The organism is Pseudomonas rhizoryzae (assembly GCF_005250615.1).
GTDB classification, from domain to species: domain Bacteria; phylum Pseudomonadota; class Gammaproteobacteria; order Pseudomonadales; family Pseudomonadaceae; genus Chryseomonas; species Chryseomonas rhizoryzae.
Window position 1 is genome coordinate 253,903 of record NZ_SULM01000009.1, and the last position, 23,978, is coordinate 277,880.

26 protein-coding genes are annotated in these 23,978 nt (G+C 66.4%); 19 read left to right on the forward strand and 7 right to left on the reverse strand.

What is annotated here, in order from left to right:
- Positions 1 to 23 precede the first annotated feature (23 nt).
- From FAZ11_RS16855 to FAZ11_RS16900, 10 genes are all read left to right on the forward strand, one after another.
- Positions 24 to 404, forward strand: coding sequence for a lysozyme inhibitor LprI family protein (locus FAZ11_RS16855; RefSeq protein WP_058773414.1), 381 nt, complete (start codon positions 24 to 26; stop codon positions 402 to 404).
- A 70-nt stretch (positions 405 to 474) separates the two neighbouring features.
- The gene (locus FAZ11_RS16860) at positions 475 to 1,131 is read left to right on the forward strand and encodes a DUF2726 domain-containing protein (RefSeq protein ID WP_058760608.1); all 657 of its coding nucleotides are present in this window, start codon (positions 475 to 477) and stop codon (positions 1,129 to 1,131) included.
- Positions 1,132 to 1,145: 14 nt separating this feature from the next.
- The gene (locus FAZ11_RS16865) at positions 1,146 to 1,478 is read left to right on the forward strand and encodes a hypothetical protein (protein ID WP_058773413.1); all 333 of its coding nucleotides are present in this window, start codon (positions 1,146 to 1,148) and stop codon (positions 1,476 to 1,478) included.
- Positions 1,479 to 1,531: 53 nt separating this feature from the next.
- Entirely contained in the window at positions 1,532 to 2,008 is a 477-nt protein-coding gene (locus tag FAZ11_RS16870) for a GNAT family N-acetyltransferase (protein WP_058760610.1), read from the forward strand.
- Positions 2,009 to 2,128: 120 nt separating this feature from the next.
- Positions 2,129 to 3,844, forward strand: a complete 1,716-nt coding sequence (locus FAZ11_RS16875) for a copper resistance system multicopper oxidase (RefSeq protein ID WP_058773412.1) — start codon at positions 2,129 to 2,131, stop codon at positions 3,842 to 3,844.
- A gap of 103 nt (positions 3,845 to 3,947) precedes the next feature.
- Positions 3,948 to 4,940, forward strand: coding sequence for a copper resistance protein B (locus FAZ11_RS16880; protein WP_241667487.1), 993 nt, complete (start codon positions 3,948 to 3,950; stop codon positions 4,938 to 4,940).
- 45 nt (positions 4,941 to 4,985) lie between these two features.
- Positions 4,986 to 5,363, forward strand: a complete 378-nt coding sequence (gene copC / locus FAZ11_RS16885) for a copper homeostasis periplasmic binding protein CopC (protein ID WP_058774408.1) — start codon at positions 4,986 to 4,988, stop codon at positions 5,361 to 5,363.
- Position 5,364: 1 nt separating this feature from the next.
- A complete protein-coding gene (gene copD, locus FAZ11_RS16890; RefSeq protein ID WP_058774407.1) occupies positions 5,365 to 6,291 on the forward strand; it encodes a copper homeostasis membrane protein CopD in 927 nt (308 codons plus the stop codon).
- Positions 6,292 to 6,337: 46 nt separating this feature from the next.
- Complete coding sequence (locus tag FAZ11_RS16895) at positions 6,338 to 7,021, forward strand: heavy metal response regulator transcription factor (protein ID WP_058760614.1); 684 nt, start codon at positions 6,338 to 6,340, stop codon at positions 7,019 to 7,021.
- Positions 7,018 to 8,409 carry a heavy metal sensor histidine kinase gene (locus FAZ11_RS16900; RefSeq protein ID WP_058774406.1) on the forward strand — a complete coding sequence of 464 codons (1,392 nt, stop codon included), beginning with the start codon at positions 7,018 to 7,020 and terminating at the stop codon, positions 8,407 to 8,409. Before FAZ11_RS16895 ends, FAZ11_RS16900 begins: the two co-directional genes overlap by 4 nt.
- Here the strand turns inward: FAZ11_RS16900 and gntR are convergent.
- Positions 8,406 to 9,422 carry an HTH-type transcriptional regulator GntR gene (gene gntR, locus FAZ11_RS16905; protein ID WP_058774405.1) on the reverse strand — a complete coding sequence of 339 codons (1,017 nt, stop codon included), beginning with the start codon at positions 9,420 to 9,422 and terminating at the stop codon, positions 8,406 to 8,408. The two genes, FAZ11_RS16900 and gntR, sit on opposite strands and share 4 nt — an antisense overlap.
- 187 nt (positions 9,423 to 9,609) lie before the next feature.
- Here gntR and FAZ11_RS16910 point away from each other — a divergent pair, with 187 nt between their 5' ends.
- Positions 9,610 to 10,143, forward strand: coding sequence for a gluconokinase (locus FAZ11_RS16910; protein ID WP_058769011.1), 534 nt, complete (start codon positions 9,610 to 9,612; stop codon positions 10,141 to 10,143).
- A gap of 67 nt (positions 10,144 to 10,210) precedes the next feature.
- Positions 10,211 to 11,563 (forward strand): GntP family permease, encoded by a 1,353-nt coding sequence (locus FAZ11_RS16915; RefSeq protein ID WP_058769012.1) that lies wholly within the window; start codon positions 10,211 to 10,213, stop codon positions 11,561 to 11,563.
- 6 nt (positions 11,564 to 11,569) lie between these two features.
- Here FAZ11_RS16915 and FAZ11_RS16920 read toward each other — a convergent pair whose 3' ends face one another.
- From FAZ11_RS16920 to FAZ11_RS16935, 4 genes are all read right to left on the reverse strand, one after another.
- Entirely contained in the window at positions 11,570 to 13,123 is a 1,554-nt protein-coding gene (locus FAZ11_RS16920) for an alkaline phosphatase D family protein (RefSeq protein WP_081320091.1), read from the reverse strand.
- 62 nt (positions 13,124 to 13,185) lie between these two features.
- Entirely contained in the window at positions 13,186 to 13,488 is a 303-nt protein-coding gene (locus tag FAZ11_RS16925; protein WP_058760620.1) for a putative quinol monooxygenase, read from the reverse strand.
- Positions 13,489 to 13,574: 86 nt separating this feature from the next.
- The gene (locus FAZ11_RS16930) at positions 13,575 to 13,979 is read right to left on the reverse strand and encodes an RcnB family protein (protein WP_058774403.1); all 405 of its coding nucleotides are present in this window, start codon (positions 13,977 to 13,979) and stop codon (positions 13,575 to 13,577) included.
- An 80-nt stretch (positions 13,980 to 14,059) separates the two neighbouring features.
- On the reverse strand, positions 14,060 to 14,314 hold the full coding sequence (locus tag FAZ11_RS16935) for a hypothetical protein (RefSeq protein ID WP_058760622.1): 255 nt from the start codon (positions 14,312 to 14,314) through the stop codon (positions 14,060 to 14,062).
- Positions 14,315 to 14,489: 175 nt separating this feature from the next.
- On the opposite strand from FAZ11_RS16935, the gene FAZ11_RS16940 reads away from it, so the two are divergent.
- The 5 genes from FAZ11_RS16940 to FAZ11_RS16960 all read left to right on the forward strand — a co-directional run bounded on the left by FAZ11_RS16940 (position 14,490) and on the right by FAZ11_RS16960 (position 20,406).
- A complete protein-coding gene (locus tag FAZ11_RS16940; protein WP_058774402.1) occupies positions 14,490 to 15,881 on the forward strand; it encodes an MFS transporter in 1,392 nt (463 codons plus the stop codon).
- Between the two features lie 123 nt (positions 15,882 to 16,004).
- Complete coding sequence (locus tag FAZ11_RS16945; RefSeq protein ID WP_058774401.1) at positions 16,005 to 17,300, forward strand: NCS2 family permease; 1,296 nt, start codon at positions 16,005 to 16,007, stop codon at positions 17,298 to 17,300.
- Positions 17,301 to 17,543: 243 nt separating this feature from the next.
- The gene (trmA, locus tag FAZ11_RS16950) at positions 17,544 to 18,632 is read left to right on the forward strand and encodes a tRNA (uridine(54)-C5)-methyltransferase TrmA (protein ID WP_058774400.1); all 1,089 of its coding nucleotides are present in this window, start codon (positions 17,544 to 17,546) and stop codon (positions 18,630 to 18,632) included.
- Between the two features lie 178 nt (positions 18,633 to 18,810).
- A complete protein-coding gene (locus tag FAZ11_RS16955) occupies positions 18,811 to 19,647 on the forward strand; it encodes a helix-turn-helix transcriptional regulator (RefSeq protein ID WP_081049731.1) in 837 nt (278 codons plus the stop codon).
- A 150-nt stretch (positions 19,648 to 19,797) separates the two neighbouring features.
- A complete protein-coding gene (locus tag FAZ11_RS16960) occupies positions 19,798 to 20,406 on the forward strand; it encodes a LysE family translocator (protein WP_058774398.1) in 609 nt (202 codons plus the stop codon).
- Between the two features lie 178 nt (positions 20,407 to 20,584).
- On the opposite strand, the gene FAZ11_RS16965 is transcribed toward FAZ11_RS16960, so the two are convergent.
- Both FAZ11_RS16965 and ptrR read right to left on the reverse strand, forming a co-directional pair.
- Complete coding sequence (locus FAZ11_RS16965; RefSeq protein ID WP_058774397.1) at positions 20,585 to 21,505, reverse strand: Gfo/Idh/MocA family protein; 921 nt, start codon at positions 21,503 to 21,505, stop codon at positions 20,585 to 20,587.
- A 50-nt stretch (positions 21,506 to 21,555) separates the two neighbouring features.
- A complete protein-coding gene (ptrR, locus tag FAZ11_RS16970) occupies positions 21,556 to 22,440 on the reverse strand; it encodes a putrescine utilization regulator PtrR (RefSeq protein WP_058774396.1) in 885 nt (294 codons plus the stop codon).
- A gap of 109 nt (positions 22,441 to 22,549) precedes the next feature.
- Here ptrR and FAZ11_RS16975 point away from each other — a divergent pair, with 109 nt between their 5' ends.
- Together FAZ11_RS16975 and FAZ11_RS16980 are read left to right on the forward strand one after the other, a co-directional pair.
- A complete protein-coding gene (locus FAZ11_RS16975; RefSeq protein WP_058774395.1) occupies positions 22,550 to 23,695 on the forward strand; it encodes a YbfB/YjiJ family MFS transporter in 1,146 nt (381 codons plus the stop codon).
- Positions 23,696 to 23,847: 152 nt separating this feature from the next.
- Positions 23,848 to 23,978 (forward strand): thiamine pyrophosphate-binding protein (locus tag FAZ11_RS16980; protein WP_137283163.1); only part of this gene is annotated, 131 nt, incomplete at its 3' end.

A 23,978-nucleotide genomic window follows, 5' to 3' on the forward strand; every position in this document is an offset into this window, starting at 1 on the left:
CGCCGCCGCTATCGCCATCCTCCATGACCGCTTCTCACCTACCCGCCCTGCTCCTCGGCCTGCTGCTAGCGAGCGCTACGTTCGCCGCTGACAAGACCCCGGTCGCCTGTGATCGGCAGGGTAACGACTCCCAGTTGGCCGCCTGCGCCGCCCTCGACCTGACCGCGGCCGAGACCCGCCTCGACGAGGCCTACGCCCGGCGGCTGGCGGCCACCCAACCCGCCCAGCGCGCCAATGTCGAACGCCTGCAAAAGCTTTGGCAGGACGACCGCGCCCCCCGTTGCGCCACCGCCACTCGCGGTTTCAGTGGCGCCATGCAGCAGCTGCAGTACCTGAGCTGTCTCAAGTCCATGACCCTGCTGCGCCTGGACGACCTGCAGCGCCAGCTGCCGCGGCACGACTGACGCTTCGTCGCCAGCGCTGCCGCCCCGCGCCAGAACTCACTATCATGGCGCCCCGCTGTTGGAGTTCACGATGTACGAGCGTTACCTGCCCCTGCTGGTCCTGGCCGGACTGGTGTTGCTCGGGGCATCCTGGTGGTGGCAACGCCGTCGTCAGGCCGCCTTTCCCTATCGTCAGGTCGAAGCCCTCTTCACCCCCGCCGAACAAGCCTTTCTCGCCGTGCTCGACGAAGCCGTGGGCGACGATTACCGGGTGTTCGGCAAGGTGCGCATCGCCGACGTGGTCCAGACCCTGCCGCTGCGTGATCGGCGCCGGTACCTGGTCGCGCAGAACCGCATCAATGCCAAGCACTTCGACTTCGCCATCTGCCGCCGCGACGACCTTGCCGTGCACGCGGTGGTCGAACTCAACGACCGTTCGCACCTGCAACGCCACCGCCAGCAACGGGATCGCTTCGTCCGTTCGGTGTGCGAGGCGGCCCAGTTACGCCTGGTGGAGATCCCCGCCGCCGCACGCTATTCCGCCAGCGCCGTGCGAGAGGCCGTGTTCGGCGGTCGACGTCCGCGCCACCGGGCGGCCGCCGCCAGCCAGGCCCTGGCCCCGGAGTGCCCCGAATGCCAGGCGCCCATGGTCCGTCGCCGCGCCCGCAGCGGTCGCCACCAGGGCCGGGAATTCTGGGCCTGCTCGAATTATCCGGACTGCCGCGCCCTGCTCGACATCGACGACTGAACCGAGGCCTGCCCATGCGCTACCCCATCACTCCGGACGGACGCTACTTCGTGGTCAGGGGCCGGCTGTGGCGCTGCACCGATCCCACCTTGCCCAGCGACCGCCGCGCGGCACTGACTCACGAGCTGATGGAGGCCCGCCGCCAGGTGGGCACTGCCAAGCGCCAGGACGACGCGGCAGCCCTGCGTGCGGCCCGCGCTACGGTGGACGCCGCCAAGCGCGCCCTGGGCGAACGCGGACCGGTCTGGTGGACCGACGGCGCACCCGACTACAACCGCCATCTGGCGAAGAACACGCCCTACGCCGACTGGTATGGCCAACTCGACGCGGATGCCCAGGCTTCCTGACCCGCGCCACGGGGCGTAAGGTGAAAGGTCACTTCCCGTTGCGAGCACCGCTCTTGCGTATCCGCCCTGCCGTCGTCACCGACCTTGCCGCTATCTGCACCCTGGCTGAACAACTGGCCGAACACCACCACGAGCAGGCACCGGAGACCTTCGCCACGCCCTCGGGCGGCTGGCGCGACCAGGACTATTGGGCGGCGCAACTGGAGCCCGAGGATGGCGTCCTGTTCGTCGCCGAGCAGCGCGACGAGCTAGTGGGCTTCGTCACCGCGCGCCTGTCCGATACCCGGGGGATTTCCTTCCTGCAACCCCTGGTCCTCTGCCGGATCGGTACCCTGGTGGTGGCCGCCAGCCACAGACGCCACGGCGTGGGCGCCCGCCTGCTGGCCCAGGTCGAGGCCTGGGCCAAGGCCAACGACGCCGACGAACTGCGCCTGGAAGTCATGGAATTCAACCGGGACGCCCAGGCCTTCTATGCGCGCCAGGACTTCCACGGCCAGTCGCGGATCCTGGCCAAGCCGTTGCGCGACTGAGCCAGCCGGCCAACCTTACACAACTGTAATCGCACCCCCCGCCCCGCTATGCCAGAGTTGGCCCGGGTCGCCTAACCGAGCGCGACCGTCCTGCTCTCTCGTCATCTGGAATAGCGCGCCATGCCTCGCCACCTGTCTCGTCGTACCTTCGTCAAGGGCCTGGCTGCCACCGGCGCGCTCGGCGGCCTCGGCCTGTGGCGCGCACCGGCCTGGGCCACCCCTGGTCTCGACAGCTTGACCGGCACCCACGTCGAACTGGCCATCGACGAGTTGCCGGTCAACATCACCGGCACGCCGCGTACGGCCATGGCGATCAACGGCGGCCTGCCCGGTCCGCTGCTGCGCTTCAAGGAAGGCGATACCGTCACCCTGAGGGTGCGCAACCGGTTGACCGCCCCGACCTCCATCCACTGGCACGGCATCATCCTGCCACCCAACATGGACGGGGTGCCAGGCCTGAGCTTCGCCGGTATCGAACCCGGCGGCACCTATGTCTACCGCTTCACCCTCAAGCAGAACGGCACCTATTGGTATCACAGCCACTCGGGCTTCCAGGAACAGCAAGGGGTCTACGGTCCACTGGTCATCGAGGCCAAGGAACCCGAGCCCTTCCAGTACGACCGGGATCTGGTGCTGATGCTCACCGACTGGACCGACGAAGACCCGGCGGCGCTGATGCGTACCCTGAAGAAGCAGGCCGACTACTACAACTTCCACAAAAGAACGGTGGGCGATTTCATCGACGACGTGGCGCAGGACGGCTGGGCGGCGACCCTGGCCGACCGCAAGATGTGGGCGGAAATGAAGATGAATCCCACCGACATCGCCGACGTCAACGGTGCCACCTACACCTACCTGCTCAATGGCCAGGCGCCCGCGCGAAACTGGACCGGGCTGTTCCGCCCCGGCGAGAAATTGCGACTCCGCTTCATCAACGGCTCGGCCATGAGCTACTTCGATATCCGCATCCCCGGCCTGAAGATGACCGTGGTCGCGGCGGACGGTCTGTACGTCGAGCCGGTCGAGGTCGAGGAATTTCGCATCGCGGTGGCGGAGACCTACGACGTCATCGTCGAGCCGGTGGCCGAGGCCTACACCGTCTTCGCCCAGGCCATGGATCGCACCGGCTATGCCCGCGGCACCCTGGCGGTGCGCGAGGGCCTGGTCGCCCCGGTTCCGCCGCTGGACCCACGGCCACTACTGACCATGGCCGACATGGGCATGGCGCACGGCGGTCATGGTGGTCATGGGATGGCGGCCATGGCGTCCGGCCACGAGGGTCATGGCCAGGCGGCGGGCGGCGGCATGCAGGTCCAGACCCATCCCGCCAGCGAGACCGACAATCCCCTGGTCGACATGCAGGCGATGATGACCGCACCGAAGCTCGACGACCCCGGCATCGGCCTGCGCGACAACGGTCGCCGGGTGCTGACCTACGCCGACCTGCGCAGCCGCTTTGAAGATCCGGACGGGCGCGAGCCGGGTCGTACTATCGAACTCCATCTCACCGGCCATATGGAGAAGTTCGCCTGGTCGTTCGACGGCATCAAGTTCTCCGATGCCGAGCCCCTGCGCCTCACCTATGGCGAAAGGGTGAGGATCGTGCTGGTGAACGACACCATGATGACCCACCCCATCCATCTGCACGGTCTCTGGAGCGATCTGGAAGACGAGCACGGCAATTTCCAGGTGCGCAAGCACACCATCGACATGCCACCGGGCGCGCGCCGCAGCTATCGCGTTACCGCCGACGCCCTTGGGCGCTGGGCCTATCACTGTCACCTGCTCTATCACATGGAAATGGGCATGTTCCGCGAAGTCCGGGTGGAGGAATGAAGCCATGAGCAGCCATGTTCGCCTGCGCCGCCCGAGCCCGCTGATCGCTACCGCCCTGCTGGTGCTGTCCGGCAACGCCTTCGCCGTCGACGGCCAGGGCGGGATGCAGGGGATGGATCACTCCCAGATGCAAGGCATGGACCATTCCCAGATGCAGGGGATGGACCATTCCCAAATGCAGGGCATGGACCATTCCCAAATGCAGGGCATGGACCATTCCCAGATGCAGGGCATGGATCACTCCCAGATGCAGGGCATGGATCACTCCCAGATGCAGGGCATGGATCACTCCCAGATGCAGGGCATGGATCACTCCCAGATGCAGGGCATGGATCACTCCCAGATGCAGGGCATGGACCACGCCAAAGCCCCGGCGACCTTGCGTAGTCGCACGCCCATCCCGGCCCTTACCGATGCCGACCGGGCGGCGGTCTACCAGGGTGGCCACGGGCACGCCGTGCACGACAAGGCCCTGAACAGTCTGCTGCTGGTCGACCGATTGGAATGGCAGGACGCCGCTGAAGGCAGCGCCCTGAATTGGGATCTCAAGGGCTGGGTCGGCGGCGACATCGACCGGCTATGGCTGCGCTCGGAAGGCGAGCGCAGCCGCGGCGTCACCGAATCGGCGGAAATCCAGGCGCTCTGGGGCCATGCCATCAGCCCCTGGTGGGACGTGGTGGGCGGGCTCCGCCAGGACTTCAAACCCGGTCCGGCGCAGACCTGGGCCGCCCTCGGCCTGCAGGGACTGGCGCTGTACAACTTCGAGACCGAAGCCACCGCCTTCCTCGGCGAAGGCGGCCAGACCGCGCTGCGTCTGAAAGGCGAATACGACCTCCTGCTGACCAATCGGCTGATCCTGCAGCCCTCCGTCGAGGTGGATCTCTATGGCCGGGACGATCCCCGCCGCGGCGTCGGCGCGGGGCTGGCGGAAACCGAAGTGGGCCTGCGCCTGCGCTACGAGATTCGCCGGGAATTCGCGCCCTATGTCGGTGTGACCTGGAATCGTAGCCACGGCGAGACCGCCCGGCTGGCCCGGGAGGAAGGCGCGGAACGCAGCGATACCCGCCTGGTGCTCGGCCTGCGTTTCTGGTTCTAAGGCTTACCTTCCTCTCGCTCGGCTCAACCCCTACAAGGAGTTTCCATGTCCAATCCCCTGCTGCGGACGCTCGCCGTCCTCCTGCTGTCGGGCCTAGGTACCGCGGCGCTGGCCCATCCCAAGCTGCTCTCCGCCACCCCGGCCGACCGCAGCGAAGGGGCCGCCCCCACGCGTATCGAACTGCACTTCTCCGAGAACCTGGTCAGCCAGTTCTCTGGTGCCAAGCTCAGCATGACCGCCATGCCCGGCATGGAGCACCCGCCGATGCCGGTCAAGGCGACCGTCTCCGGTACCAGCGATCCCAAGGTCATGCTGATCACCCCCGCTACGCCCCTGGCGGAAGGCAGCTACCGGGTCGATTGGCGCGCCGTCTCGGCGGATACCCATCCGGTGACCGGTAGCCTGACCTTCAAGATCCGCTGAGGTGGCCGACCCCTGGAGCATCGCCCTCAGAGGAGGGTTGTACGCCGTCCTCATGGCACTGTTCGGGCTGGCCCTGTTCGGCCTCTATGGACTCGACCGCCCCGCGCGGCGGTCGGGCGTGGTCCTGCCGTTCACCCCGCTGCTGGCCGCCTGCGCCGGGCTCGCCCTGCCGCTCTCGGCGCTCGCCCTGCTGCAGCTGGCCTTCGTCCTGAGCGGGGCCAATGACTGGGCGGAGGCCTGGCCCCAGCTGCCGCTGGTGGCGACCCAGACCGACGCGGGCCTGGCCAGCCTGGTACGGTTGATAGCGCTGCTGGGTGTCTTGCTCACCTGCCTCGCCCATCGACGCGCGCCGAGCGCCAGCCTGCTGGGCATCGCGGTATTGGGCGCCACCGCCCTCGCCACCCTGGCCTGGGCGGGCCATGGCGTGATGGATGACGCCCCACGACACCTCTGGCACCTCGGCGCCACCCTCGTCCACCTCTGGGTGTCCGCCGGCTGGTTCGGCGCCCTGCTCGCCTTCGCCTGGCTACTGGTGCTCCAACCGCCGACAAGCGGAGGGGCGACGCGGCCGCTACTGCGCGCCCTGGCCGGCTTCGGCACGGCCGGCGCCGTTCTGGTGGTCCTGGCGGCGGCGACCGGTCTGGCCAAGTATCTATTCATCGTCGGCCCACGGCTGGCACCGCTGCTGGAGAGTCGCTATGGCACCCTGTTGCTTGGCAAGCTCGGCCTGTTCCTGGCCATGCTCGGCCTGGCGGCGCTCAATCGCTGGTGGCTGACGCCCGCCCTCAAGGCGGCGCTGGATAGCCGCGCGCCGGCAGGGGCGATCCGTCGGTTGCGGCTGAGCATCGGCCTCGAACTGGCGGCTGCTATGGTCATACTCGCGTTGGTCGCCTGGCTCGGCACGCTCGATCCGGATGCCCCGAACTGATGCCATTCTCCTGTCCATCCCCTTCCTCCGTACCCCGAGGCTTTTCGTGTCACTGCTGATCGCCGAAGACGAGCCGAAGACCGGCATCTATCTCCAACAAGGCCTGCGCGAAGCGGGATTCAGCGTGGATCGCGTCACCACCGGCAGCGAGGCGCTCGAGCTCGCGCTGGAACACCCCTACGAGCTGCTGGTGCTGGACGTGATGCTGCCCGGCCTAGACGGCTGGGAGGTCATCCGGCGCCTGCGCGCGGCGGGCCGGACCTTTCCCGTGCTGTTCCTGACCGCCCGCGACGGCATCGAAGACCGGGTCAAGGGCCTCGAACTGGGCGGCGACGACTACCTGGTGAAGCCCTTCGCCTTCAGCGAATTGCTGGCGCGCATCCGCACCCTGCTGCGGCGGGCCAAGGGCGCCCAGCTCAACACCTCGCTCAGCGTGGGTGACCTGCACCTCGATCTGCTCAGCCGGCGGGTATCCCGTGGCGAGCAGCGCATCAACCTGACGACCCGGGAACTGGAGCTGCTGGAATTCTTCATGCGCCGCCGTGGCGAGGTACTGTCCAAATCCCTGATCGCCGCCAGCGTCTGGGACATGCATTTCGAGAGCGACACCAACGTCATCGAGGTGGCCATCCGCCGCCTGCGCGCCAAGATCGACGACGACTTCCCGGTCAAGCTGCTGCACACCTGCCGCGGCCTGGGCTATCGACTGGAGGCCCCCGAGGCGTCATGAAACCCCGTTCCCTCACCCTGCGCCTGAGCCTGCTGTTCGTGGCCGCGGTCGCCGTCGTACTCGTCGTCGTCGGACTGGCCTTCGATGCCCTGAGCCGTCATCACTTCCACGCCCTGGACATCCAGTTACTCAAGGAAAAACTGGCCGCCGTCAACCAGATCGCCAGCGAGTCCGCCGCGGACCCGGACGAATTACGCGAGCGCTGGCACACCCTGCTGGGCGCCCATCCGGACCTGAGCGTGCTGGTGCTCGCCGCGGATGGCACCCCCTATTTCAGCGAGCCGGCCGGCGCCACGCTGCCCCCTCTCGAGCGGGAGCGGCTGGGCGACGGCACCTGGGAGTGGATGCAAGGGCATCACCGCTACAAGGCGATCAGCGCGCCGCTGTTCCTGGCGGCTGGCACGCCGCCCCTCACCCTCTGGCTGCGGCTGGACGTCACCACCCACGCCCATTTCTTCACCGTGCTGCAGCGCTGGTTCTGGATCGTGCTGGCCGCCAGTACCCTGCTGAGCGCCGCGCTGGGTTGGCTGGTCGCCCGCAACGGACTCAAGCCGGTGCGGACCGTGACCCAGACGGCGGCCTCCATGTCGGCAGGCTCGCTCAAGCGCCAGATCCCCCTCGAACCCGTGCCCGACGAGTTGCGCGAACTCATCATGGCCTTCAATGCCATGCTCGGACGCCTGGACGACTCCTTCGCCCGCCTTTCCAACTTCTCGGCCGACATCGCCCATGAGTTGCGCACCCCGATCAGCAACCTGCGCACCCATACCGAGGTGGTGCTGGCGCAGCCGCGGACGCCCGAGGTCTACGAAGAGAATCTGCAATCCAACCTGGAGGAATTGAATCGGCTGTCGACCCTCATCGACCGCCTGCTGCTGCTGGCCAAGGCGGATCATGGTCTGATCGCCCTCGACCGTCAGCCTCTGGAGCTGCGCACCGTGGTGCAGAAACTCTTCGACTACTACGAGTTGCTCGCCGAGGACCAGGGCGTCGAGCTGCACCTGAGCGGCGACGGCCGGGTGCTCGGCGACAGCGTCATGCTCCAGCAGGTGGTCGCCAACCTGCTCTCCAACGCCCTGCGCCACACCCCGGGCGGCGGACGGATTTTCGTCACCCTCGCGGAACGCGGGCAGCAGGTGGAGCTGGTGGTGGAAAATCCGGGGCGGAGCATCGCGCCCGAACACCTCGACCACCTCTTCGATCGCTTCTACCGCGCCGATCCGACCCGCCGGGAAGGCCAGGTCAATGCCGGCCTGGGGCTGGCCATCGCCCGCTCGCTGATGGAGTCCCACGGCGGCAGCATCCACTGCACCTCGGCAGAAGGCCGCACCCGTTTCACCCTGATCTTCCCCCGCCTCACCCCCGCCACGATCGCGGCCCGGCCCTAGACGCTCTCCCGGCTCACCAGCTCGAAGCCCAGATCCACGCAGGTCGGCTGGCTGCGGCCATCGAGCAGCCCCAGCAGCAGCGTCGCCGCCTGGCGGCCGACCGCCGCCCGTGGCGTCTGGATGGACGACAGCCGCGGCACCGTGTGGGCCGAACCGGGCAGATCGTTGAAGCCGATCACCGAGATCCGCTCGGGAATGGCGATGCCCAGCCGCTGCGCCTCGAACAGCGCGCCCTGGGCCAGGTCGTCGTTGCAGAAGAACAGGCCGTCGACATCCGGCCGCCGCGCCAGCAGCTCGCGGAACTGCTGGGCGCCCAAGCCCACGGACGACGGCTGGGGGTCCAGCACGTCCAGACTCGGGTCATAGCAGCCCGCATCGCGCAGCACCTGGCGAAAGCCTTCACCCCGGGCCAGCGCCCGGGGATCGAGCTGGGCGGCGACATAGCCCACGCGCTTGCGCCCCGCCGCCAGCAGATGCCGGGCGGCCGCGGCACCGGCCGCGTGCTGGGAGAAGCCCACACTCGGCACCCCGGCGTCCGGGTCGAGTTCCATCATGTGCACCCGTGGCACCCGGCTGGACGCCAGCAACTGACGCGCCGTGTCGGTACGGTCGAACCCGGTCAGCAACAGCCCCCTGGGTTGGTAGGCCAGGTAGTTGCGGATCAGCTTCTCCTCTTCCTCGGGATCGTAGTGGTAGTTGCCGATCAGCACCTCCAGCCCACGCGGCCGCAGCACCGCGTGGATGGCTTCCAGCGGCTCGATGAACAGGTGGTTGGAGAGTGACGGCACCAGCACCACCACCGAATGGCCCTGGGCGGACGCCAGGGCGCGGGCAGCGGGATTGGTGACGTAGCCGAGCTGGGCGGCGGCCTCTTGCACGCGGGTGGCCAGCTCAGGGGCCACGGTGGCCACGCCGCGCAGGACGCGCGAGGCCGTGATGGGGGAAACACCGGCTTGCAGCGCCACCTCGGTGAGGGTGGGCCGACCGGAACTACGAGAACCCGTTCGCTTCATTGTTATGGTTTCAGGCTTGTCAGAGACGGAGAACGCGCCTAAGGTAGCGCTGTCTCAGCAGACACTACAAGCCTGATGTGCACTTCTGCAGCCCATCGGCATTCGGCCCTAACAAGATCGACAAGAACTGGAAGCCGCTCCCCTTTTACCGTTTCGGGGTAGCGCTGTCTCCAGACCGGAGGTGACGATGAACACTCCCATTCCCGCACTGGTGGTCATGGGCGTCGCAGGCTGCGGCAAGAGCAGCGTCGGCGCCGCCATCGCCCTGCAGGACGGTGGCCGCCTGATCGAAGGCGATGCCTTCCACCCCGCTGCCAACATCGCCAAGATGAGCGCCGGTATCCCCCTCGACGACGCCGACCGCGCCGGCTGGTTGACCCGCCTGGGTGAAGAACTGGCCGCCGCCGTGGCCGCCGGCGAACGCCCGGTGCTCACCTGCTCCGCGCTCAAGCGCCGCTATCGCGACCAGTTGCGCCAGGCCGTGCCCGGTCTTGGCTTCGTCTTCCTCGAACTGACCCGCGAGACCGCCGCCCAACGCGTGGCCAATCGCCCCGGGCACTTCATGCCCGCCAGCCTGATCGACAGCCAGTTCGCCGCCCTCGAAGCACCCCACGGTGAACCGGCTACGCTGGTAGTGGACGCCCGCGATCCATTGCCCGCCATCGGTACCCAGGTCACGGCCTGGTGGAACACCTCGACCCAGCTGGCGCAGCCGGCCTGACGAGACAGCGCTACCCAAGCAACACGTCTAGAACGCCCACAACACAACAACAAATAGGAGAGGCGCCATGTTCGGCATGGACCACAACAGCTTCCTTCTGCTCGACGCCGCGGTCACCATCATCGGCCTGGTGCTCTTGATCACCAAGTTCAAGGTCCATCCCTTCATCGCCCTGACCATCGCCTCGGGCTTTCTCGGCCTGACCTCCGGCATGCCGGTGGAAAAGGTCATGAAATCCTTCCAGGATGGCTTCGGTGGCGTGCTCGGTTTCGTCGGCATCCTGCTCGGCCTCGGCACCATGCTCGGCAAGCTGATGGCCGATTCCGGCGGTGCCGACCAGATCGCCCAGACGCTGATCCGCGCCTTCGGCATCAAGCGCGTGCACTGGGCGATGATGTTCGCCGCCTTCCTGGTGGGCATCCCGCTGTTCTTCGAGATCGGCTTCGTACTGCTGGCGCCCCTGGTGTTCATCGTCGCCCGCCGCACCGGGCTGTCGCTGGTCAAGCTGGGCATCCCGCTGCTGGCGGGCCTGTCCGCCGTGCACGGCCTGGTGCCGCCGCATCCGGGTCCGCTGCTGGCGGTCGGGGTGTTCGGCGCCGACATCGGCAAGACCATCTTCTACGGCCTGATCGTCGGCCTGCCCACCGCCATGATCGCCGGCCCCCTCTTCGCCGCCTGGATTTCCCAACGCATCCCCGGCTCGGCCAATCCCGAGCTGGTCGCCCAGATCGCCCAGGAAACCGATAACCGCGAGCTGCCGGGCTTCGGCATCACCGTCTTCACCGTGCTGCTGCCGGTGATCCTGATGCTGCTCAAGGCCTTCGCCGACATCTTCTTCGCCGCCGACAACCACTTCCGCATCTGGATGGACTTTATCGGCCATCCCATCACCGCCCTGCTCGCCGCCCTGCTGCTGAGCTTCTACAGCTTCGGCACCGCCTGCGGCTTCTCCCGCGAGAAGATCGTCAAGCTGCTCGACCAGAGCCTGGCACCGGTGGCGGCCATCGTGCTGATCGTCGGTGCTGGCGGTGGCTTCAAGCAGATGCTGGTGGCCAGCGGCGTCGGTGAAGTGATCGGCAACCTGGCGGTGCAGACCCAGATCTCGCCGATCCTGCTGACCTGGCTGGTGGCGGCGGTGATCCGCGTGGCCACCGGTTCCGCCACCGTCGCGACCATCACCGGCGCCGGCATCGTCGCCCCCGTGGTGGCCCTGGTGCCCGGGGTGAACAAGGAACTGCTGGTGCTGGCCGCCGGTGCCGGTTCGGTGATCCTCTCCCACGTCAACGACGCCGGCTTCTGGCTGGTGAAGCAATACTTCAACATGACCGTGGCCGAGACCTTCAAGACCTGGTCGATGATGGAAACCATCCTCTCGGTAGTGGCCCTAGCCTTCATCATGCTGCTGTCGCTGTTCGTCTGATCCCGCCTAAAGTGGGATGGCTTCGGGCCGTCCCGCCTCCACCACGAAACTCGCCCGAGTGCCGCGTTCGGCATCCGGGCGGGTGCGATCACTGATGGTGCGCAGATCCACCTGCAACCTGTCTCGCGTCAACTCCAGCGCCAGGTAGCCACGCTCGCGGCTGTCGAAGAAGCGCACCTGCGGATTCTCCGGCAACAGCGCCTGGAAGCGCGCGTAATCCGGTCCGTTCGAGGTGATGGAGGTGCCGACGAATTCGCTCGCCACCACCGGAGTCCGCTCATCTTCCGGATTGCGGTGCAGGTCGGTCACCCAGAACGAATGGATGTCTCCACCCAGGGTCACCGGATTGGCCAGGCGGCTGTCGGCCATGGCGGTGAGCAGGCGTTCGCGGGTAGCCGGATAGCCGTCCCAGCCATCGGTCCAGCGCGCCGGATCGCCATTGGGCAGACGTTGCCGCAGGGGCGCCAGTAGCAGATCCTGGGCGATCAGGTTCCACTGCGTAGTGTTGTGGCGAAAACCGTCCATCAGCCAGCCTTCCTGCGCCTGGCCGAGCATGCTGCGCGCAGCATCCCGCAGGCCGGGGCAGTCCGGGGCCACCAGATGGCCACCGCGGGTCCGCGGCGTCGAGCATGCCGGCTCACTGCGGTACTGGCGGCCATCAAGCAAGTGGATCTCGGCCAGCGCGCCGAAGCGCCAGCGATCATAGAGCCGCGTCGCCGCGCCCTGGGTCCGCCAGGCCCGTAGCGGCGCGTGCTCGCGAAAGGCCTGGTAGGCCGCCTGGCGCCGCGCGGCGAAGGCCGCCAGACTGACGGCGGGATCGGCCGACCAGGGGCCGGAATAGTCGTTCTGCACCTCATGGTCGTCCCAGGTCAGCAGACTGGTGACGTTGGCGTGCAGGTACTGCAGATCGGGATCGGTGCGGTACAGGGCATAGCGGCGCCGGTAGCCAGCCAGGTCCCTGGCCTCGGGCAGACCGTGCCGACGCACCGCCGGCAGCAGCGGCGGTACGTTGTATTCATAAATGTAGTCACCGAGGAACAGCGCCAGGTCCGGCTGCTCGTCGGTCATGTGCCGGTAGGCGCTGAAGAAACCCTTCTCGTAATGCGAGCAGGACGCGGCCACCAGCTTCAGGCGTTGCGGCGTACTTGCCGGTGGCGGCAGGGTAGTGGCCCGACCGATCCGGCTCTGGTGGCCCAGGGCGGTAAAGCGATACCAGTAGGGCCGCCCTGGCGCCAAGCCGGCGAGGGTCACCGCCACGCTGAAGGCCGTCTGCGGCTGCGCCCTGGCCGTCCCTCGCTGCACCACCTGACGAAGACCGGGGTCCAGGGCCACTTCCCACTGGGCCTCGACCGGGCTATGCAGGCCGCCCAGGCCGTCCACGGCCAGGGGATCAGGCGCCAGCCGCGTCCAGATGACAAAGCCCTCGACGCTCGGATCGCCGCTGGCGACGCCGAGGGTGAAGGGGTCCGGCTGTGGATTGCGAGCGCTGCAACCGGCGAACCAGGCAGCACTCAGGCCCAAACCGAACAGACCGAGCGCTTGACGTCTTGAGGTGTTCATCCAGGCCTCCACGAAAGAGGCTCAGGGTGGCTCAGCCGAATGACAGGCCGATGTCGTTTGCCTTAAGCCAGCGGCAATTCTTCCAGGATCATGATTTGCGGCGGCTCGGCGAGCAGGCCGTCCAAGTCGCTCAGCAACTGCTTGAAGTGCGCGGTCTGCTCATGCTCGGCCAGGGCCTCGCGGCTGGCCCAGCGCTCGATGAAGACATAGCGCCCCGGATGGCTCGGATCCTGATGGGGTGTATAGAAGTGGCAAGCCGCCTCGGCGCGCGAGGGCGCGACGATGGCGCGCAACGCCCGCTCGACCGCTTCGGCCTGGCCGGGCTTGGCCTGCAGGATGGCGACTACGCGAATGTCGGTGGTCATGCTGGAACTCCTGATGGGCGTTTCAGCATGACGTTTTAGTAGGATGAATGCCAGGGGGCACGGGCTCGCGCCCCTGGCGATGAGACTTAGGGCTTGGCATTGACGATCTTGTCGATGACGCCATTGCTGCGCTTGATCAGCACATAGTCCGCGCCGATCTTGACCCATTGACTGTCTTTGCCCGGTTGTTCCAGCCCGTGCTTTTTCCAGTCCTTGATCACATAGTCGTCGCGAATGTACTTACGCGGTGCCCGGCCGCCCTCTTCCAACTCGAAAGTAGGGTGATCGGGATCATGGGTGACGGCGTCGTCGCTCTGCTTGGCATCCTTCTTGTTGACCTTGTTCTGGTACTGCGAGCTGGTGGGCTCCGAGGCCTCCTTGTTGGCGTCGGGCTTGACCGGCGTCATGGCTTCGGGAGCGGCCTGAGCTTGCAGGGCGCCGCCCAGCACGACGGTACCCAGCACCAGGGAGAGCAGCGATTGTTTGATCATGGGGTGTATCTCCTCTGCGTTCGAGGTTTTGACCCCAGGGGCAGCGGAAAAGCTCCATCGATACCTACAGTCGTCCCGCTTCAGGGCGCCCGGCAGTCCTCCCCGGACTTCACTAGGGTGAGCACCAGGGGCAACTGACGCGAGCGATGGGAGGAGAAGGCATCCAGTGAACAACTCAGCCGATAGGCTTGCTGAGTCAGGCGTGAGGTCTCTTGGCGCAGGGTCAAGAAATTGAGGAAATAGCGCTGGTGCTGTCGCTTGGCCTGGCAACCACGTTCGAGCAGGCGCCGGGCCTCCGCCATCACCATGATGTGGCGGTCTATCACGTCCTTCATGCAACGACTTCCTCGTAAGGATGACAACAATCCAACCCGCTCTTTTCCCGACTGTAGCAGCTCGCCGAGTAGGCGATGGGAAATCCACTGACTTTTGTACCCTACCCGTCGGACTGGCGCAGTCCCTCGCGCCTCAGGCAGAGTAATCCACCGCCCAGGCCAGAGAACAAGACTCATGGAACGCTGGAAGATTCTCGCCTGCCTGGTGAGTTTCACCTTCTTCATGGAAAACCTCGATGCCACCGTGATCGCCACGGCCCTGCCGCAGATGGCGGCGACCTTCGGCCGCGATGCGGTGGACCTCAACCTCGGCATCAGCGCCTACCTGCTGGCCATCGCCGTGGGCATTCCGGTGAGCGGCTGGATCGCCGAGCGCTTCGGTCCCCGCCCGGTATTTACCCTGGCTATTGGCCTCTTCACCCTGGCCTCGCTGCTCTGCGGCCTGGCACTGTCCCTGGAGCAGTTCATCGCGGCCCGCGTCCTCCAGGGCATCGGCGGCGCCCTGATGGTGCCGGTGGGACGCCTGGTGGTCCTGCAGGTGACGGAGAAACACGAATTGGTGCGGGCCATCGCCCTCATCACCTGGCCGGGTCTGGTGGCCCCGGTGCTGGGCCCACCCCTGGGTGGCCTGATCACCACCTATGCCGACTGGCGCTGGATCTTCTATCTCAACCTGCCGCTGGGGCTGGTCGCCCTGTTACTGGCCTGGCGCCTGGTACCCGCCGATCTGCCGACCCAGCGCCATCCGCTGGACTGGCGGGGCTTTTTGTTGCTGGGCGCGGCCTGCGTCGCCTTCATGTGGGGCGTGGAACGGCTCGGCCAGAATCACGGCAGCCTGGGCGGCAACCTGGCCTGGATGGCCATCGGCCTGATTCTAGGCACCAAAGCGGTGCGCCACATGGCCCGCATCGAACGTCCGCTGATCGATTTTGGCACACTGCGCATCCCGACCTATCGCGCCGCCATCCTCGGCGGCGGCCTGTTCCGGGTCACCATCGCCACCGCGCCCTTCCTACTGCCCTTGATGTTCCAGCTCGCCTTCGGCCTGGATGCCTTCCAGGCCGGCCTGCTGCTGCTGGCGCTGTTCGCCGGCAACCTGGCGGCCAAGCCCTTCACCACCGCCGCCATGCGCCACTTCGGTCTGCGCCGCATCCTCACCGTCAACGGCCTGCTCAGTGCCCTGAGCCTGCTGGCCTGCGGCCTGCTCACCCCTGCCTGGCCGTTGCCGCTGGTGGCGATCCTACTGTTCGCCAGCGGCCTGTTTCGCTCGCTGCAGTTCACCGCCAGCAATGCCCTGGCCTTCGCCGACGTCCCCAAAGCGCAGCTGAGCCATGCCTCCACCCTGTTCAGTACCAATTTCCAGTTGGCCATGGGCCTGGGCGTGGCCATCGCGGCCCTACTGCTGAGGGCGTCGATGGAGTGGCACGGCCACCTCGATCCGCAGTTGTCGGACTTTCGGCTAGCCTTTTGCATAGTGGCCGTGCTCGGCATCCTGAGCACCCTGGATGCCTTCCGCCTGGCCCGCAACGCAGGCGCTTCGGTCAGCGGTCACGGCGCCAAAAGCTGACCAACCGGACAGTGCTCTAGCGGATGCCGATTTGGGGGTAGGCCCTAGGTCTTACCCGTGTTAAACGACCTGTTATGATGCGCGCCGTTTTTTCCGATCAGACCGGCGCGTACGAGGCATCCCATGCTGGAAAGACTCTTCCAACTCAAGGCTCACAACACCTCAGTCCGCACCGAGCTGCTGGCCGGGGTCACCACCTTCCTGGCCATGGCCTACATCCTGTTCGTCAACCCGAGCATTCTCGGCGCGACCGGCATGGACAAGGGCGCGGTCTTCGTCGCCACCTGTCTGGCCGCGGCCATCGGCTCGGCGCTCATGGGGCTGATCGCCAACTATCCCATCGCCCTTGCCCCGGGCATGGGTCTCAACGCCTTCTTCACCTATACCGTGGTGCTGCACCTGGGTCATACCTGGCAGGTCGCCCTGGGTGCGGTGTTCCTCTCGGCGCTGATGTTCTTCCTGCTGTCGATCTTTCGCATCCGCGAATGGATCATCAACAGCATCCCGCTGCCGCTGCGCTCGGGTATCGCTGCCGGCATCGGCCTGTTCCTGGCGCTGATCGCCCTGCAGACCGCCGGCATCGTGGTGGGTAACCCGGCCACCCTGGTCGGCCTCGGCGACCTGTCCAAGCCCGGTCCGTTGCTGGCCATCCTCGGCTTCTTCCTGATCGTCGTGCTGGAGGCGCGCAAGGTCACCGGCGCGGTGCTGATCGGCATCCTGGCGGTCACCGTCATCGCCATCGTCCTGGGCGTCAGCGCCTTCGGCGGCGTGGTGTCGATGCCGCCGTCGCTGGCCCCGACCTTCCTGCAACTGGACATCAAGGGCGCCCTGGACGTCGGCCTGATCAGCGTGATCTTCGCCTTCCTGTTCGTCGACCTGTTCGACAACTCCGGCACCCTGATCGGCGTGGCCAAGCGCGCCGGCCTGATGGGCAAGGACGGCCACCTGCCGAAGATGGGCCGCGCCCTGATCGCCGACAGCTCCGCCGCCATGTTCGGCTCGCTGCTGGGCACCTCCACCACCACCAGCTACATCGAGTCCGCCGCGGGCGTCTCCGCCGGTGGCCGTACCGGCCTGACCGCCGTGGTGGTCGCCGTGCTGTTCCTGCTGGCGCTGTTCTTCGCCCCGCTGGCGGGCAGCGTGCCGGCCTTCGCCACCGCTCCGGCGCTGTTCTTCATCGCCGTGCTGATGGCGTCGGGCCTGGCCGAGATCGACTGGGACGACCTGACCACCGCCGCGCCGGTACTGGTCACCGCCCTGGCCATGCCGCTGACCTATTCCATCGCCAACGGCATCGCCTTCGGTTTCATCACCTGGACCGTCCTCAAGCTGCTCTCCGGCCGCACCCGCGAGCTGAATTCGGCGCTGATCGTGCTGTCGATCCTGTTCGTCATCAAGCTGGGCTGGTTCAACGCCTGATCCCTCTCCTCGGGGCTCCGGCCCCGTGGGTTTCCCCACTCCTAGTACCGGCTCGCAGGTTGAACAGGTGGTGGCTCACCAGCCCAGCCTGGGCGGCCCGGTCGGCAGGCTCAGTTACCCCGTGTAAACTGGCGCCCGAGCCCGCTCCTCTTCCCTAGCCATGTTCGTGCGGCCGCCCTGGCCGGATTTGTCTCTAGCTCGCGAGACATTGAACAGGCTCCTACCGCCCTTCCGGATCTATCCATGTCCCAACCCTCCTTCGTTCCTGCCGACTACCAGACCCAACTCGACGCCAAGGCCAGCCGCCTGCGCGAGCTGCTGGCGCCCTTCCAGGCGTCCGAGCCGGAGGTCTTCGCCTCGCCGCTACAGCACTACCGGCTGCGCGCCGAATTTCGCCTGTGGCGGGAAAACGAAGAACGCCACTACGCCATGTTCGCCCCAGGCGACAAGCACACGCCCATCCTCATCGAAGACTTCCCCATCGCCAGCCAGCGCATCAACGAACTGATGCCGCGTCTCAAGGCCGGCTGGCAGGCCGATGTGGCCCTGTCGTTCAAGCTGTTCCAGGTGGAATTCCTCACCACCCTGGCGGGCGATGCCCTCATCACCCTGGCCTATCACCGCCCGCTGGACGCCGCCTGGCAAGCCGCCGCCGAGCGCCTGGCCGCCGACCTCGGCGTCAGCCTGATCGGCCGCTCCCGCGGCCAGCGCCTGGTGATCGGGCGCGACCATGTGCTCGAAGAGCTGGAGGTGGCTGGGAAGACGTATCGCTATCTGCAACCCGAGGGCGGCTTCACCCAGCCCAACGGCACGGTCAACCAGAAGATGCTGACCTGGGCGCACACCGCCCTGGGCGAGCGTGAGGATGACCTGCTGGAGCTCTATTGCGGCAACGGCAACTTCACCCTGCCGCTGGCCAGTCGGGTGCGTAAGGTGCTGGCCACCGAGGTGAGCAAGACCTCGGTCAACGCTGCCCTGCACAACCTGGCCAGCAATGGCGTGGATAACGTCACCCTGGTGCGCCTCTCCGCCGAGGAACTGACCCAGGCGCTCAACGAGGTACGGCCCTTCCGCCGCCTGGCGGGCGTGGACTTAAAGAGCTACGACTTCGGCACCGTCTTCGTCGACCCGCCGCGCGCCGGCATGGACCCGGACACCTGCGAGCTGACCCGCCGCTTCGAGCGCATCCTCTACATCTCCTGCAACCCGGAAACCCTGGCAGAGAACATCGCCCAACTCCAGGACACCCACCGCATCACCCGCTGCGCCCTGTTCGACCAGTTCCCCTGGACGCACCATATGGAAAGCGGAGTGTTGCTGGAGCGGCGTTGAGCATCGAGCTAGCCCACGTGGAAAAGGCTGCGCCGTTTTCCACACTACGCCGGGGCCTGAGCCCCCCGCTTCGTCGGGAGAGGGCTGGGGTGAGGGAGGTTTCAAAGGCTCAACGTAGCGACAATCGTCGCTAGAGCACGCATGCTGAGTGTCCCGTACCCATCAGCCAGGATCGACCATGGCGCGCAGTACCTCATCCTTCGTTCAGCCCCTGTCCTGCGGGCCGAAGGGTATCGAAGCGATGTTGGCTGATACTGCTTGCACCTTCGCTCGTCATACTCACGAAGACTTCGGCATCGGTCTCATCCATCGGGGCGCGCAGAAATCCATGAGCGGTCGAGGTCTGGTCGAGGCCGGTCCGGGTGATGTCATCACAGTGAATCCGGGCGAGGTCCACGACGGTGCGCCCCTGGATGAACAAGGCCGCGCTTGGCGTATGCTCTATCTGCATCCCGGCCTGGTCGCTGCTGTGGGACAGGATATTCTCGGGCACGCTCGCCAGGTGGAATTCAGCCAACCACGTCTTGCAAATAGACGCCTGTCACAGGGTTTCATTAATGCCTTCGACGCTGCGCTGACTCCAGTCAGCGAGCTCAGCCACTTGGCATGGGAACAAAACCTCATCCTGTTGCTGAGCGGCTTGCTCCAGACTCGCCCAGAGGAATGCCGTGCCATTCCAGCCGGTATTGCACGGGTAAGAGAGCAGCTCGATGACGCTCCGCTGAAGGCACCCACCCTCGCACAATTGGCTGACGCCGCCGAACTGAGCCGCTATCAACTGCTCCGTGCCTTTACACGAGCCACAGGACTGACACCCCACGCCTATCTGATCCAGCGACGGCTTCAGCAGGCACGCCGGCTAATCATGGGTGGCATGTCATTGGTCGAGAGCGCGATGGCTTCGGGCTTCGCCGATCAAAGTCATCTCACTCGCCTGTTCAAGCGTACCTACGGCTACCCGCCTGGTGCCTATGCAAAGGTATTGGGCGACCTGCAATTACGTTCAAGACGCTGAGTATCGACGCTGGTGAGGCTAGAGGTCTATTTCACTGCTCCGGTGTCAGACCTTGCGCCTACCAAATGCCTACCTGCTTACCTTTCGGATCAGCCGCGCTGCCGCACCGCTTTCCAGACATTCAGCGCACGCCAGGACGAGGCCGCTGCGATGACGCCCGACTTTCTACTGACCACCCTAATCGTGGTGGCTTCGCCCGGGACCGGTGCCCTGCTGACGATGGCAGCGGGCATCAGCTATGGACGCCGCGCCGCGCTGCTGGCCGCCACAGGCTGTACCCTTGGAATCCTGCCCCACCTCTTATTGACCCTGGGTGGCCTGACCGCCCTGCTACAGGCTCGACCGCTATTGCTCGAAGGCTTGCGCTATCTGGGCGTGGCTTATCTGCTCTATCTGGGTTACCGGCAGATAAGACAGGCGAATGCTTTCATCACCGACGCCAGCTGTCCTGTTGGTGAGCGACAGCTCATCCGCCAAGCCATACTGCTCAACCTGATCAATCCGAAGCTAAGCCTGTTCTTTTGGGCTTATCTACCGCAGTTCCTGAATCGCCAGGCAGCGGCTCCACGCCTGCAGATGCTGCTTTTGGCAGGAATATTTATAGCTATGACGTGGCTGGTTTTCACCCTGTATGGACTGGGCGCGGCGCAAATGAGAGGGCGCCTCCTCGCCAGTCCACGCCTGGCGAAAGGCCTGAGTATTGGTTTCGCCTGTGCCTTTTTCATTATGGCCATGCGGCTGTGCTGGACGAATCTTTAGAGACGCAGCGTTCAGTCTGAGCGCACACCGCTAAAGCATAGGTTGAGGTTAGACAGCCTTATCCTCGAAGCCCAACAGATCCGGGCAGCGTTGGGCTTCGCTGCGCTCAACCCAACCTACCCTAGCGCTCCCCGAGCGCCCCCTCTCCCTCCGGGAGAAGGCCGGGGTGAGGGCCGCCCTACTCGTGAAACTCCGCCACCGCCTCGCGCCGGCCATAGAGGAAGGCATCGGCCACGTGCCGCAGCGGCGCCACGTCCACGTCGGAACGGTTCTGCGCCACCAGCTCGGCGAAGCGGGCATAGAGACCGGCGTATTCCCGGTCCGGTCCCTGGTGGGTCAGCTTGCCATCCAGGTACAGCTCGCTGCCGCCCTTGCTCAGGGTCAGGCGCCCGGCCTCGGTGTCGACATGGATGTCCCAGGTCTGGGGGCCGGTCTGCAGGAAGTCGAAATCGGCGGCGATGGGTACCCCGGCGCTGTCGACGAAGGCCAGTTGCGCCGCCACCGGCGTCTGGCAATTGCCCGGCACCTGCAGCGTCGCCTCCTTGAGGAAGAAGGGTCGCGGCAGGATGGCGGTGACGATGGACAGGGCATTGATGCCCGGATCGAAGACGCCCATGCCGCCCGGCTGCCAGATCCAGGCCTGGCCGGGGTGCCAGACACGCACGTCTTCCTTCCACTCTATACGCACCGCCTGGATGCGCTTGCCCTCCAGCCATTCCCGCGCCGGCTGCACGCCCTGGGCATAACGCGAATGCCAGGTGGCGAACAAGGAAAGACCCGCTGCCTCGGCCTGGCGCGCCAGGGCCTCCACCTCGCTCAGGGTCGCGCCCGGGGGCTTTTCCAGCATCACGTGCTTGCCCGCGGCCAGGGCTTCGCGTGCCTGTTCGTAGCGCACCGCCGCGGGCGCGCAGAGGGACACGGCATCGATGGCCGGGCCGTCTTCGAGCAGGGCGCTCAGGCTGGGATAGTGGGCGACGCCGTCGAGCTGGGCGTTACGGCTGGCCACGGCGACCAGCTCGTATTCGGGGTTGCCGGCGAGCGCCGGCAGGTGCTGGTCACGGGCGATCTTGCCCAAACCGACGATGGCTATTCTTATCATGATCGTCCTCGGTAGACGGTAGGAGTCCGCCGCCTAGGATCGGGCAATCATCACACCAAAGCAACAGCCTCGCGGGCGCCCGGCAAGCTTTCGTGCAGCTCCAACCAGCTACGCAGATTGGCGCCCTCCCGGCCCTTGCGCCACATCAGCCAGGTGGTGGCGCGGGTAAAGCGCGCCTCGATGGCATGACGTTGCACCCGCTCGCGCCCGGGCAGGCTGTCGAGCATGGACTCCGGCATCAGTGCCACGCCGCCGGTGATCACGCAGGCCAGCATGCTGTGGTAGGACTCGATCTCCATGACCGGGCCGCTGGGGACCCCGGCGGCGGCATACCAGGTATCCAGGTAGCGGCGATAGGAACAGCCGGCGCGAAAGCCGAATACCGGCCGCCCAGCCACGTCGGCCGGCGAACGGACCGGACCGTGTTCCAGCCCGGTGATCAGCACCAACCGCTCCTCGAACCAGGGCTGGCCTTCCAGCGCCGCATCGGGCGCCGGACCGTCCACCAGGGCGGCGTCAAGGCGACCGGCCAGCAGGCCCTCTACCAGCTCGCCGCTGGGTCCGCTGTGCACCTGCAGATTCACCTTGGGATGACGCTGGTGATAGCGCGCCAGGAGTCCCGGCAGATGGATGGCCGCGGTGCTGAACATGGAGCCGAGCACGAAGGTGCCCGCCGGCTCGCCATCCTGTACCGCGCTACGCGCCTCGTCGGCCAGGGCGAACAACCGGTGGGCGTAGTCCAGCAGGCGGTGGCCAGCGGCGGTCAGGTGTAGCCGTTGACGCTCGCGCAGGAACAGCTCCACGCCTAGCTTGTCTTCCAGCTGGCGCAGGCGCGTGGACAGATTGGACGGCACCCGATTGAGCCGCTCGGCGGCCCGCACCAGGGAGCCCTCTTCGGCCACTGCCTGGAAAATTCTTAGTTCGGCGAACTCCATGACCGTCACCTTTCTTTTTTGCTGAATATCTATTTCTTTATTATTCGTTTTTATTGATCAACTTCAAGGCCTAGGCTGTCACCATCCACTCTCGTCCGGAGTCTTCTCGATGACCGCCACCACCCGCCTGCTGGCCTGTCTGTTGGCCCTGGCCACCGCCATGGGGATCGGCCGCTTCGCCCTTACCCCTGCACTGCCCCATTTGATCGCCGAAGGTCAGATCGACCTCACCGGCGCCAGCCTGTTGGCCGCGGCCAACTACCTGGGCTATCTGCTCGGTGCCCTGGACGCCCTCTTCGCCCGCCGTACCCATGCGCGCCTGGTCGGCGGTCTCTGGCTATGCGCCGGCCTCACCCTCGCCTCGCTGCTGGCCGACGGCCTGGCGGCCCAGGCCCTGCTGCGCTTTGGTACCGGCCTCGCCAGCGCCTGGGTGCTGGTCATGGTGACCGGCCTGAGCCAGCCGCTGGCGGCCGAAGCGGGACGGCCGCGCCTCGGCGCCCTGGTCTTCACCGGACCCGGCGTGGGCATCCTCATCAGTGGCCTCATGGCCCTGGTCAGCAATCGCCTGGGCGGCGGCTCCAGCCAGCTCTGGCTGAGCTATGGCCTGCTCGCCAGCGTCGCCACCCTGGCGCTGCTACCCCTGCTGCCGCGGCGCGGCCCAGCCACCCCGCTGCCCACCGCCGCCGTATCCAACAAATCCTCGCCGGCCTTCAATCGGCTGATCCTGGCCTATGGCCTGGTGGGCGTCGGCTACATCCTGCCGGCGACCTTCCTATCGCAGATGGCCGCCAGCCGCTTCCATGGTCAATGGCAGGCCGACCTTTTCTGGCCGGGCTACGGCCTGGCGGCGGCCCTGGGGGTGGTGCTGGTCAGCCTGAGACGCCCGGGCACCGACACCCGCCGCTGGCTGATCGCTACCCTCTGGCTGCAGGCCACGGGTGTGCTGCTCTGCCTGCTGCCGGGCAGCCTGGCCCTGTTCCTCGGCGTGCTGCTCTGCGGTGGTCCCTTCCTCGCCTGCATGCAGTTGGTGATGCAGCTCGGCCGCGAGTTGGCGCCGACCACCCCGCAGCGTAATGCCGGGGTGCTCACCGCCAGCTTCGCTACCGGCCAGTTGCTCGGTCCGTTGCTCGGCGCGGCCAGCAGCCACTTCGCTGGCGGCTTGCAACCGGCCTTGATCGCAGCCGCCTGCGGCCTGTTGCTCGCGGGTGTGCAGTTGCTGCGGCCGACCGCCACGCTGCGCCGCTGCCTCGCCTGAATCGTTTCCGCTGTGACCATTCGTCACAGTTGAACAGCTGGGTCGCGCCTTGTTTTGAAATGTTTCGTCATTCCTGAGTACAGTTGCCGCTGCGCCTCATGAAGAGGCGCTTCAGGCGCTCGCCACTCACCCTTACAAGGAATACAAGACTCATGATGAAGGCCTCCGACCTGGTCGTTCGCTGCCTGGAAAACGAGGGTGTGGAATACATCTTCGGCATCCCCGGCGAAGAGAACCTGGACCTGCTGGAATCCCTGCGCAACTCCTCGCAGATCAAGCTGAT